We start from the raw sequence: 11,645 nt of genomic DNA on the forward strand, positions 1-11,645 counted from the left end.
AAACTCGCCCGCCACTACCAGGCCCTGGTCACCATCGCCTGCCTACGAATCTGGCTACCCTGACTTTGCGGACACCCCCTAGGCCAGTACGGTGCTGTCCAGGTGCTCGCTCCCGGGCACGCGCCCGCCCACACGGTCGACCGGGGAGACGCCATGGCCGGCAAGCAGACGGCGAAGCTGCCGCGCAAGACGTACGAGAGGGAGCTGCTGCGCCTGCAGACGGAGTTGGTGAAGCTCCAGGAGTGGGTGCGCGCCGAGGGCGCCCGGCTCGTCGTCGTCTTCGAGGGGCGGGACGCGGCGGGCAAGGGCGGCACCATCAAGCGGGTCACCGAGCATCTGAACCCGCGCGTGGCGCGGATCGCGGCACTGCCCAAGCCCACCGAGCGCGAGCGCACCCAGTGGTACTTCCAGCGGTACGTCGAGCAGCTGCCGGCCGGCGGGGAGATCGTGCTGTTCGACCGCAGCTGGTACAACCGGGCCGGCGTCGAGCACGTCATGGGCTTCTGCACCATGGAGGAGTACCAGCTCTTCCTGCGCCAGTGCCCGATCTTCGAGCGGATGCTGGTCGAGGACGGCATCCTGCTGCGCAAGTACTGGTTCTCGGTGAGCGACGCCGAGCAGCAGGACCGGTTCCGGCGCCGCCTGGAGGACCCGCTGCGGCGCTGGAAGCTGTCGGCGATGGACCTGGACTCGATCACCCGCTGGGAGGCCTACTCCCGGGCCAAGGACGAGATGATGGTGCACACCGACATCTCCGAGGCCCCGTGGTACGTCGTGGAGAGCGACGACAAGCGGCGGGCGCGGCTGAACATGATCGCCCATCTGCTGGACTCCGTGCCGTACCACGACGTGCCGCCCCCGGTCCTGGAACTGCCGGAGCGCCCACCGTCGAGCGGCTACGAGCGGCCGCCCCGCGATCTGCAGACCTACGTCCCCGACCACGCGGCGAGCCTGTGACGTCCGCATGACCCCTCTGCGCGCGGCCGCCCGGTCTCAGCGGCGCGCCCATTCCTCCGCGAGGAGTTCGTACGACCGGACCCGGTCGGCGTGGCCGTGGGTGATGGTGGTGACGAGCAGTTCGTCCGCGCCGGTGGCCTCCCTCAGTTGTTCCAGCCGGTCGGCGACGTGTGCCGGGGAACCGACGAACCGGGTCTCGACGCGGTCGGCCACCAGCGCCCGGTCGGCCTCGGTCCAGGCGTGGGCGCGGGCCTCGTCCGGGGTCGGATAGGGGATGGCGCCCTCGGCGGTGCGGATCGAGCGGACCCAGAGGGCGTAGCCGGTGGCCAGTTCGCGTGCGGTCGCGTCGTCCTCGGCGACGACGACGTCCGCGGAGACGCTGACGTAGGGCTTGTCGAGGTGGTCGGACGGCTGGAACGCGGCCCGGTAGCCCTCCACCGCCTCCAGCACGGTGGCCGGGCTGACGTGGTAGTTGGCCGCGAACCGCAGCCCGTTGCGGCCCGCGACGCCGGCGCTCTGTCCGCCGCTGCTGCCGAGGATCCACACCTGCACGTCGGCGCCCTCTCCGGGCACGGCGTGCGCCTCGGTGCCCTCCGGCGAACGGTAGTCGCCGCGCAGGAGGGCGAGGACGTCGTCGATCTGCTCGGCGTAGTCCTGGGGGTTCGCGCCGGGCTGGCGCAGCAGCCGCTGCTGGAGGCGGAAGCGCGGGGAGCCGAGCAGGTCGTCAGGGGTGAACGGGGCCGGTATCGGCAGGCCGTTGGGGGTGCGGCCGTCGACGACGGGCGTCGTGGTGGGCCGGGGTCGCGGCGGCGGGGCCGAGGGGCGGCCGCCGGAGCGGCCGAGGCCGAGGTCGAGACGGCCGGGGTGGAGGGCGTCGATCAGCCCGAACTCCTCGACGGTGGACAGGGCGGTGCGGTGGCCGAGCTGGACGGCGCCGGAGCCGAGCCTGATCGTGCCGGTCGCGGCGGCGGTCAGGGCCAGCACGACGGCGGGCGAGGTGCCGGCCACGCCCGGGTTCAGATGGTGCTCGGCGAACCAGTAGCGGTGGTAGCCGAATCGTTCCGCCTGCCGGGCGAGGTCGAGTGAGGCGCGCAGCGCGTCGGCCGCCGTGGAACCGGAGGGGATCGGGACGAGGTCGAGCACGCCGAGGGGTGTGCGGGGCATGGTCGGGTGCTCCTCAGCGGGGAAGGGACTCGGGTCCGGGCTCGGGGCCGACCGGCGCCCACGGGAACGGCGGGTCGGGGATCTCGCGGCGCAGCACGGGTGCGACGGCGGACTGGAACAGTTCGAGCGAGGCCCGGTGCCGGTCCGGGGCGAGGCCGCCAGCGTCGGCCTGCACGTGCAGCACGCTGTGGCCGAAGTGCTCGTGGTAGCGGTGGACCTTGTCGACGACCTGCTGCGGGCTGCCGACCAGGGCGGAGCTGCGTTCGACGAAGTCCTCCAGGGTGGGGAAGACCACGGGCAGGCCGGCCTCCTTCTGGAAGGCGAGGGTGCTCTCGAAGACCGGCCGGTACGCCGCCAGCGCCTCCTGGGAGGTGCGGGCGACGTACAGTCCGGCGGTGCCGGCGCCGACGGCGAGGTCCGCCGGGTCGTGGCCGTGGTGCTCCCAGCGTTCGCGGTAGTGGCGGATCAGCTCGGCGTACGGCTCGATCGGGTGGGTGACGTTCGCCGAGAACAGCGGGTCGCCGTGCCGGGCGGCCAGCTCCACGGACTCGGTGCTGGTGGCGCTCCCGTGCCAGACCCGCACGGGCCGCTGGTAGGGGCGCGGCCACACCTCGGCGTCCTTCAGCGGGGGCCGGAAGCGGGTGTCGGCGGTCACCTTGTCCTGCCGCCAGATCCGCCGGAACACCTCGTAGCTCTCGGCGTTGCGCTCCCACTGGTCGTCGGGCGTGACGTGGAAGAGGTCGCGCTGGGCGGTGCCGTTGCCCTTGCCGATGATCAGCTCCAGGCGTCCGCCGGAGAGGTGGTCGAGGGTGGCGTAGTCCTCGTAGGCGCGGACCGGGTCGAGCAGGCTGAGCGTGGTCACGGCGGTGAACAGCCGGATGCGCCGGGTCAGGGCGGCGATGTGGCTGAGGACCACCGGTGGGGAGGAGGAGAGGAACGGCCACTCGTGCCGCTCCCCCACGCCGAAGCCGTCGAAGCCCAGTTCCTCGGCGAGCAGCGCGTTGTCCAGCGCCTCGCGGAAGCGGTCCCGGGTGGGCTTGCGTACGCCGGTGACCGGGTCCGGGCGGTGCACGATCAGGGTGACGGCGAGGAACTTCACGACGCCACCTGCTCGCTCGGCGCGCCGTCCGGGTGGTCCAGGCCGAGATGGTCGCGCAGGGTGGTGCCCTCGTACTCGGTGCGGAAGACGCCCTGTTCCTGGAGGAGGGGGACGACCCGGTCGGCGAACTCGTCGAGTCCGCCGGGCGTGAGGTGCGGGACGAGGATGAAGCCGTCGGCTGCGTCGGACTGTACATACTCGTTGATGGTCCGGGCGACGGTGGCCGGTGAGCCGACGAAGGTCTGGCGGTTGCCGGTCTCGATGACCAGGTCGCGGATGGACCAGTTGTTGGCCGCCGCCAGCTCGCGCCACTCGCGGGCCGTGGCGAGCGGGTCGCGGTACATCCGGACCTGGGCGCGGCCCCGGGCGACGTGGTCGGCCGACACGTCGGGGTCGATGTCGGGGAGCGGGCCGTCCGGGTCGTAGCCGGACAGGTCGCGGTTCCAGACGAACTCCAGGTGCTTGAGGGCGGTGGCGCCGCTGACCTGCAGGCGGCGCACCTCCTTGGCGAGCTGTTCGGCCTCGGCGTCGGTGTCGGCGAGCACGAAGCTCGCGGCGGGCAGGATGAGCAGCTGGTCGTGGCGGCGGCCGTACTTGGCGAGGCGGGACTTCACATCCGTGTAGAAGGCCCGGCCGGTGTCGAGGGCGGCGTAGCGGCTGAAGATCGCGTCGGCCTCGGCGGCGGCGAACTCGCGGCCCTCCTCGGAGTCGCCGGCCTGGAAGATCACCGGGCGGCCCTGGGGGCCGCGCGGGACGTTGAAACGGCCGTGTATGTCGAAGTGCCGTCCCTCGTGGACGAACGCGCCGGCTTTGGCGTCGCGGAGGAAGACCCCGCCGGCCGGGTCGGCGACTATGTCGTCGCCCCGCCAGGAGTCGAACAGTTCGTGGGCGGTGGTCAGGAACTCCTTGGCGCGCGAGTAGCGCTCCTCCTCGGGCAGGAAGCCGCCGCGGCGGAAGTTCTCGCCGGTGAAGGCGTCCCAGGAGGTGACGACGTTCCAGGCGGCCCGGCCGCCCGACAGATGGTCGAGGGTGGCGAACTGGCGGGCCACCTCGTAGGGCTCGTTGAAGGTGGAGTTGATGGTGCCGGTCAGGCCGAGGCGGTCGGTGACGGCGGCGAGCGCCGACAGCACGGTGAAGGTGTCCGGCCGTCCCACCACGTCCAGGTCGTAGATCTTGCCGCCCTGCTCGCGCAGGCGCAGGCCTTCGGCGAGGAACAGGAAGTCGAACCTGGCGCGTTCGGCGGTCCGTGCGAAGTGCGCGAACGAGCTGAACTCGATGTGGCTGCCGGCCCGTGGGTCGCTCCACACGGTGGTGTTGTTGACGCCGGGGAAGTGGGCGGCCAGGTGGATCTGCTTCAGCGGCTTGCTCATGTGCGCACTCCCTCAGGCGGCGTAGCGGTTGGCGGGGCGGGCGAGGCCGAGCAGCCCGCGCAGGGTGTCCGCCTCGTAGGCGTGCCGGAAGACGCCCCGGCGCCGCAGTTCGGGCGCCAGCCGGCGGGTGATCCGCTCCAGGTCGTGGCCGATCACGCCGGGCCGCAGCCGGAAGCCGCTCAGGCCGGCGGTCCGCAAGTCCAGCAGGCGGTCGGCGAGTTGGTCCGGGGTGCCGGTGAAGATCTCGGCGTCGCTGGTGTAGGGCTGTCCGGCGAGTTCGTCCAGGCGGGCCTTGCGGTCCTCGGCGGCGCCGGGGTCGTCGTCGAGGAACACGACGAGGTCGCCGAAGACATGCACCGGCTCCTGGGCGCGCCCCGCCGCGGCCTGGGCCTCGCGGATCTCGGTGACAGCGGCGCGGGCCTGGCCGGTGGTGTGCGCGGTGATGTAGCCGACGTCGGCCGAGCGGCCCACCAGCCGGTACGGGACGCTGCGGTGCGCGAGCGCGGTGACGACGGGCTGGCCCTGCGGCGGGCGGGGGGTGATCGAGGGGCCCTTGACGCTGAACCAGCGGCCCTCGAAGTCGACGTAGTGCAGCTTGTCGCGGTCGATGAAGCGGCCGGTGGTGACGTCGCGGATCTCGGCGTCGTCCTCCCAGCTGTCCCACAGGCGGCGCAGCACCTCGACGTAGTCGGCGGCCTCGTCGAGCAGTCCGTCGATCAGCTCCTCGCCGGCCGGGGTCTCCCACTCCTCGGCGGTGAGCCGCGGGATGGCGCGGCGGCCGAAGTGGTCCGCCTCGTTGCGCCGCGCGGTGACCTGGACGCGCAGTCCGGCACGGCCGGTGCCGGCGTAGTCGAGGGTGGCGATCGCCTTGGCGAGGTGGAAGGGCTCGGTGTGGGTGACGACCACGGTCGGCACCAGGCCGATGTGCCGGGTCAGGGGTGCGACGCGGGCGGCGACGAGGACGGCGTCCAGCCGGCCGCGGACCTGGTCGGTGCGGTCGTCCGGCTCGGCGAAGTCCGAGGACTGGAGGCCGAGTCCGTCCTCGAAGGTGACGAAGTCGAGCAGGCCGCGTTCGGCCTCGGTCACCAGGTCGGCCCAGTAGGCGGCGGTGAACAGGTCGCGGGGGCGGGCACTCGGTTCGCGCCAGGCGGCCGGGTGCCAGCCGGCGCCGTCCAGTGCGACGGCGAGGTGCAGGGGTGAGGATGCGGACACGGAGAGGGTGCCTTCCTGATGGTGCGTCGGGCGGGGGCCGGCCCAGGGGTGCCGGCCTCGGCGGTGGGATGCGGTTTCAGGGACAACAGAGCGGGGCGGGCCGGCCGGTGCCGTCCGCGGTGTGCGCCGCCCAGTCCAGGATCTGCACCGCCGCTCCGGCGGCCTCCAGGCCCTGGCAGCGGGCGTGGTGGCGGCGGGCGATGCCGGTGAGGTCGAGGTGGCGGCCGAACGCGGGGTGGGTGGCCAGTCGGCGGGCGTAGGCCCACAGGTTCGGATGGCCGGCGACGCGGTGGACCGCGTCGGCGTCCAGGTGCCGGCGGTGCACGGTGTCGAGCTGGACCAGCGCCACCCACACGTGCACGTCGGCGAGGGTCAGCCGGTCGCCCAGCACGAACTCCTGGAAGCCGAGCCGCCCTTCCCACTGCCGCAGGGTGCCCAGCAGCCGGGTGAGAGCGGTCCGCCGTGCCGCGGGGCCGGCGCCGGCCCGCCCGGCGTTCTGCGCGGCCTCGTGCACGCCGTACGCGCAGAGGAGCTCGACGGCCTCCGTCTCCGCCCACGCGCCGGGCGGGCACAGGTCGGAGCGGTCCCGGCCGAAGTGGCGGACCATGTCCCGCAGGATGTCCGGGGCGTGGCCGCTGACGATCCGTCCGGTCCAGTCGTCGCTCAGCACCGGTGCCGCGGTGGGGCCGGGATGGCGGTGCGCGCTGGCCTCGTACAGCGGGCGCAGGGCGGTGTGCCCGCCGTCGGGGCCGTCGGGCACGGCCGGCAGCAGGGTGACGGGCAGGGTCTGCTCCAGGCCGAGCAGGCTGTGGGCGATGGCAAGGCGCAGACCGTGCGGGCACGACAGGGCGAGGTGGAGGCGGTAGCGGCGGGCGACGGCGTAGTAGCCGCTGCTCGCGTGGCAGCCGATCCTGCCCCGGAACGACGGCAGGGTCGGCAGGCTGGTCAGGGGTGCGGCGGGCATGTGTCTCCCTGGATCCGGATCCGGCTTCTGAGGGCGCGCGTTGGCGGCCGGCGGCGCACGGGAGGAGTCAGGGACGCGCGACGATGCCTGCCCGTGTGCGAGGGGTCCGCGGTGCCGGTGGGCACCGTCGGTTCAGTGCCCCCGGCGGCCGGCCGCGCTGCAGACGCGCAGGAGATCGATGTGGCGGCGGGAGGTCAGGAGCAGAGCCGGCCGGCCCGCGCGCATCGCGCGGTCGGTGGACGACTCCGGACGCTCCATCTTTTCCTACCTGTCCGCTGGGAAATCTCTCCTGGAGTGTCAGCCCGTCGCCGGGTCCCGTCAAGAGGGCCCGGGGCGGGTCCACAGCCCGCGCGCGGCGAGGCGCGGCAGCACGTTCTCCCCGAACCAGTACGCCTCCTCCAGGTGCGGGTAGCCGGAGAGCACGAACTCGTCGATGCCGATCCCGTGGTACTCGGCGATCCGCTCGGCGACCTCGTCGTGGCTGCCGACCAGGGCCGTGCCCGCTCCCCCGCGCACCAGGCCGATGCCCGCCCACAGGTTGGGGTGGATCTCCAGGTCCGCGCGGTCCCCGCCGTGCAGGGCGACCATCCGCCGCTGCCCCTCGGACTCGCTGCGGGCGAGGCCTTCCTGCACGGCGGCGACGGTCTCGGGGGCGAACCCGTCGAGCAGCCGCTCCGCCTCGGCCCACGCCGCGGCGGAGGTGTCGCGCGTGATGACGTGCAGGCGGATGCCGAAGCGGACGGACCGGCCCTCCTTCTCGGCGAGCGCCCGGATCCAGGCGGTCTTCTCCGCGACGGCGGCGGGCGGCTCGCCCCAGGTGAGGTAGACGTCCGCGTGCCGGGCGGCGACCTCTCCGGCGGCGGGTGAGGAGCCTCCGAAGTAGATGTCGGGCCGCGGGTCCGGCAGCCGGGCGAGGCGCGCGTCCTCGACCCGCAGGTGCCGCCCCGTCAGGTCCACGCCGCGGCCGTCCCACAGTTCGCGGACGATCGTCAGGAACTCGTCCGTGCGGGCGTACCGGGCGTCCTTGTCGAGGAAGTCGCCGTAGGCCCGCTGCTCCTTGCTCTCCCCGCCGGTGACGACGTTGAGCAGCAGCCGGCCGCCGCTGTGCCGCTGGAAGGTGGACGCCATCTGCGCGGCCAGTGTCGGGGAGACGAAGCCGGGCCGGAAGGCGACCAGGAACTTCAGCCGCTCGGTGTGCCGGCTGACCATGGCCGTGGTCAGCCAGGCGTCCTCGCACCAGGCGCCGGTGGGGGTCAGCGCGCCGGTGAAGCCGAGGTCCTCGGCGGCGCGGGCGATCTGGCTGAGGTAGCCGATCGTGGGCGGCCGGTCGCCGGCACTCGCGGTGGCCGGGGTGCCGTGGCCGCCGCCGACGACATGCCGGCTGTCGCCGTTGGTGGGGAGGAACCAGTGGAAGGTGAGGCTCACGTGCTGCTCAGGCCTTTCGTTCGGCGCCGCTGACGGGGGCGCCGGCGGACGGGGCGTCGGCGGACGGGGGGCGCTCGCTCATCCGGCGGCCGCCAGGAAGGCCGTACGGCTGCCCAGGGCGGCGGAGAACTGGTCGACGACCTGCGCCAGGGCCTCGGCGGCGGCGGGGGCGACGGTGAGGGTGCCGTCGTCGGCCACGGCGATCTCCTTGTCCAGGGTGAACCAGCCCTGGACGATGTGCCCGGCGCCCATGGAGCTGAGCACCGGGCGCAGCGCGTAGTCGATGGCGAGGACGTGCGCGGTGGTGCCGCCGGTCGCCAGCGGCAGCACCGTCTTGCCGACCAGCCCGTACTGCGGGAGCAGGTCGAGCAGGGACTTCAGCAGCCCGGAGTAGGCGGCCTTGTAGACGGGCGTGCCGATCACGACCCCGTCGGCGTGGTCGAACAGCGCGAGCGCCTCGGCGATCGCCGGGTGCCGGACGTCCGCGCCGAGCAGGGCCTCGGCGGGCAGGGTGCGGACGTCCAGCGGGATCACCTCGTGTCCCTGGGCGGTGAGCCGCCGGTCCAGGTGGCGCAGCAGCCGGGCGGTGCGGGAGGTGGCGGAGGGGCTTCCGGAGACGGACAGGACGGTGGCCATGGCGGACCCTTCGAGGTGCGGGACGGGCGGGACGGCTACTGGTTGGTCTTGGGCAGGCCGGGCGGGTTGATCTCGGACTGGGGGACGGCCTCCTCGGACAGGCCCCAGCGCTTGAGCACCTGCGCGTAGGTGCCGTTGTCGATGACCTCGTCGAGCGCGGCGGAGAGCGGCTTCACCAGGCCGCTGTCCTTCTTGGTGGTGGCCGCGATGAGGCCCTGGAGGGTGGCGCCGGCCCCGGAGTAGGTGCCGACGACCTCGGTCTTGCCGGAGGTGGCCGCGTGGTAGGCGGCGGTCGGGTGGGGGCCGAGGTAGAGGTCGATGCGGCCGGACTGGAGGGCGAGGTAGGTGTCGCTGTCGTTCTGGTAGTACTTGATGTCCACCGGCTTCCGGCCGGCCTTCTCGTTCTCCTCGCTCCACTCGATGAGCAGCTTCTCCTGGTTGGTGCCGCTGCCCACGGCGACGGTGCGGCCCGCCACGTCCTCGGGGCCGTCGATCTTCAGGCCGCTGCCCTTCTTCGCCTCGAAGCCGAGGTTGTCCTCGCGGTAGGTGGCGAAGTCGTACTTCTCCTTGCGTTCCTCGGTGACGGTGATGTTGCTGAAGCCGACGTCGTACTTGGCGCTGTCGAGGCCGACGAAGATGTTCTCCCAGGAGACCGTGTTGACCTTCGGCTTCAGGCCGAGGACGTCGGCGACCAGGCGGGAGAGGTCGGTCTCCACGCCGATGAGGGTCTTGTTGTCGGTGGCGTAGAAGTTCAGCGGCGCCGCCGAGGTGGAGGAGTAGACGATCTCCAGGGTGCCTCTCTCGCGGATCTCCTTCGGGACCTGGGCGGCTATGGAGTCGACCTTCCCGGTGGTGACGCGGTCCTGGTCGGGGCTGGTGTTGATCTTCGTCTTGGTGCCCTTGGTGTCCGCGACCTCGGTGGTGCCGCCGTCGTCGGGGTTGGCGCAGGCGGCGAGGACGAGGGCGGTGGCGAGTCCGAGAGCCGCTGCGGAGGTACGGCGGGTGAGGGTGGACACGGTGGTTCTCCTTGCGTGCGGTTGCGTGCGGTGAGGGTTGCTGGGTGGTCAGAGGACCTTGGAGAGGAAGGCGCGGGTGCGTTCGTGCCGCGGGGTGTCCAGGACGGCCGCGGGCGGCCCCTGTTCCACGACGACGCCGCCGTCCATGAACACCACGGTGTCGGCGACCTCGCGGGCGAAGCCGATCTCGTGGGTGACGACGATCATGGTGGTGCCGCCGGCGGCCAGGTCCTTGATGACGTCGAGGACTTCGCCGACGAGTTCCGGGTCGAGCGCCGAGGTGGGCTCGTCGAAGAGCAGCACCTTCGGTTCGAGGGCCAGCGCGCGGGCGATGGCGACGCGCTGCTGCTGGCCGCCGGACAGCTGACGCGGGTAGGCGTCCGCCTTGTCGGCGAGCCCGACCCGGTCGAGCAGCCGGCGGGCGGCCCGCTCGGCGTCCTTGCGCGGGCGGCGCAGCGCGGAGACGGGGGCCTCGACGATGTTCTCCAGCACGGTCAGGTGCGGGAAGAGGTTGAAGTTCTGGAAGACGAACCCGATGTGGGTGCGCTGCTTCAGGACGTCCTTCTCCCGCAGCTCGTGCAGCTTGTCGCCGGAGCGGCGGTAGCCGATGAGTTCGCCGTCGATGCTGATCCAGCCGCGGTTGACCTTCTCCAGGTGGTTGATGGCGCGCAGCAGGGTGGACTTGCCGGAGCCGGACGGGCCGAGGATCACGGTGACCTCTCCGGCGCGGACCTGGAGGTCGACGCCGCGCAGCACCTCCAGCGGCCCGAAGCTCTTGTGGACGCCGTGGACGTCCACCATCACCTGACTCATCGGCTGTCTCCCAGGGGCTTGAGGGTTACGACGGGCTGGTCGCGCCGGGCGGCCGCGGTGCGCAGGTCGCGGACGAGACGCCGGGCGCGCTGGAGCGGGGTGGGCGGCGGGGTGCGGTCGGCGCCGCGGGCGAAGTGCCGTTCGACGTAGTACTGGGCGACCGAGAGCACGGAGGTCAGCACCACGTACCAGGCGGTGGCGACGAGGAGCAGCGGGATCACCCGGCCGTTGCGGCCGTAGATCACCTGCACCTGGTAGAACAGCTCGCCGATCGACATCACGTACACCACCGACGTGCCCTTCAGCAGGCCGATGATCTCGTTGCCGGCGGTGGGCAGGATGGCCCGCATGGCCTGCGGGAGCACGATCCGGCGGATCTGGCGCAGCCGGGGGATGCCGAGCGCCGCGGCGGCCTCCAGCTGCCCGTGATCGACGGCGATGACACCGCCGCGGACGATCTCGGCCGCGTACGCCGCCTGATGCAGCGTCAGTCCGATGACGGCGGCGCCGATGGTGCCGATGAGGCTGTTGCTGTCGACGGACCAGAACACCGGCCCGAACGGGATGCCGACGCCCAGCCGCTCGTACAGGGCGCTCAGATTGAACCAGAACACCAGCTGGACGATCATCGGGATGGACCGGAAGACCCAGATGTACGTCCAGGCGACGGTCTGCAGCACCGGGCTGCGGGACAGGCGCATGAAGGCGAGCACGGTGCCGAGGAGGAAGCCCAGGACGGTGGCGTAGGCGGTGAGCTGGAGCGTCACCCACACGGCCTGGACGATGGTCTCGGACAGGATGTAGTCACGGAAGACGTGCCACTCCCACACGGGGTTGGTGGCCAGTCCGTGCGCGAACTGGGCGACCAGCACGATCACGGCGGTGGCCGCCACCCACCGGGCGTAGTGGCGGACGGGGACGACCCTGAACTCGGCCGGTTCGCCGGCCAGTCGCTTCGTCGGTTCGGTCAAGGTGTCGCTGCTCATGGG

The 11,645-nt window shown here is 72.5% G+C and carries 12 protein-coding genes; 1 reads left to right on the plus strand and 11 read right to left on the minus strand.

Going from position 1 to position 11,645, the window contains the following annotated elements; translation table 11 throughout:
• Positions 1 to 153: 153 nt before the first annotated feature.
• Complete coding sequence (gene ppk2, locus AMK31_RS33565) at positions 154 to 957, plus strand: polyphosphate kinase 2 (RefSeq protein ID WP_073944517.1); 804 nt, start codon at positions 154 to 156, stop codon at positions 955 to 957.
• 36 nt (positions 958 to 993) lie between these two features.
• Here the strand turns inward: ppk2 and AMK31_RS33570 are convergent, their stop codons facing one another.
• The 11 genes from AMK31_RS33570 to AMK31_RS33615 all read right to left on the minus strand — a co-directional run bounded on the left by AMK31_RS33570 (position 994) and on the right by AMK31_RS33615 (position 11,642).
• Positions 994 to 2,121 carry an MsnO8 family LLM class oxidoreductase gene (locus tag AMK31_RS33570; RefSeq protein WP_073944518.1) on the minus strand — a complete coding sequence of 376 codons (1,128 nt, stop codon included), beginning with the start codon at positions 2,119 to 2,121 and terminating at the stop codon, positions 994 to 996.
• Positions 2,122 to 2,134: 13 nt separating this feature from the next.
• Complete coding sequence (locus AMK31_RS33575; protein ID WP_073944519.1) at positions 2,135 to 3,220, minus strand: LLM class flavin-dependent oxidoreductase; 1,086 nt, start codon at positions 3,218 to 3,220, stop codon at positions 2,135 to 2,137.
• Complete coding sequence (locus tag AMK31_RS33580) at positions 3,217 to 4,590, minus strand: NtaA/DmoA family FMN-dependent monooxygenase (RefSeq protein ID WP_073944520.1); 1,374 nt, start codon at positions 4,588 to 4,590, stop codon at positions 3,217 to 3,219. The genes AMK31_RS33575 and AMK31_RS33580 overlap by 4 nt, the downstream gene beginning before the upstream one ends.
• A 12-nt stretch (positions 4,591 to 4,602) precedes the next feature.
• Positions 4,603 to 5,802, minus strand: a complete 1,200-nt coding sequence (locus tag AMK31_RS33585) for an LLM class flavin-dependent oxidoreductase (RefSeq protein WP_073944521.1) — start codon at positions 5,800 to 5,802, stop codon at positions 4,603 to 4,605.
• A gap of 76 nt (positions 5,803 to 5,878) precedes the next feature.
• Positions 5,879 to 6,766 (minus strand): glutathione S-transferase C-terminal domain-containing protein, encoded by an 888-nt coding sequence (locus tag AMK31_RS33590; RefSeq protein WP_073944522.1) that lies wholly within the window; start codon positions 6,764 to 6,766, stop codon positions 5,879 to 5,881.
• Between the two features lie 132 nt (positions 6,767 to 6,898).
• Positions 6,899 to 7,024, minus strand: coding sequence for a hypothetical protein (locus AMK31_RS42205; protein WP_274535985.1), 126 nt, complete (start codon positions 7,022 to 7,024; stop codon positions 6,899 to 6,901).
• A gap of 60 nt (positions 7,025 to 7,084) precedes the next feature.
• Positions 7,085 to 8,191 (minus strand): LLM class flavin-dependent oxidoreductase, encoded by a 1,107-nt coding sequence (locus AMK31_RS33595; RefSeq protein ID WP_073944523.1) that lies wholly within the window; start codon positions 8,189 to 8,191, stop codon positions 7,085 to 7,087.
• A gap of 78 nt (positions 8,192 to 8,269) precedes the next feature.
• A complete protein-coding gene (gene ssuE / locus AMK31_RS33600) occupies positions 8,270 to 8,827 on the minus strand; it encodes an NADPH-dependent FMN reductase (protein WP_073944524.1) in 558 nt (185 codons plus the stop codon).
• Positions 8,828 to 8,862: 35 nt separating this feature from the next.
• Complete coding sequence (locus AMK31_RS33605; RefSeq protein WP_073944525.1) at positions 8,863 to 9,843, minus strand: ABC transporter substrate-binding protein; 981 nt, start codon at positions 9,841 to 9,843, stop codon at positions 8,863 to 8,865.
• A gap of 48 nt (positions 9,844 to 9,891) precedes the next feature.
• The gene (locus AMK31_RS33610; protein WP_073944526.1) at positions 9,892 to 10,656 is read right to left on the minus strand and encodes an amino acid ABC transporter ATP-binding protein; all 765 of its coding nucleotides are present in this window, start codon (positions 10,654 to 10,656) and stop codon (positions 9,892 to 9,894) included.
• Positions 10,653 to 11,642 (minus strand): amino acid ABC transporter permease, encoded by a 990-nt coding sequence (locus AMK31_RS33615; RefSeq protein ID WP_073944527.1) that lies wholly within the window; start codon positions 11,640 to 11,642, stop codon positions 10,653 to 10,655. The genes AMK31_RS33610 and AMK31_RS33615 overlap by 4 nt, the downstream gene beginning before the upstream one ends.
• Positions 11,643 to 11,645: the final 3 nt, after the last annotated feature.

It is taken from the genome of Streptomyces sp. TSRI0107 (genome assembly GCF_001905845.1).
Lineage (GTDB): Bacteria > Actinomycetota > Actinomycetes > Streptomycetales > Streptomycetaceae > Streptomyces.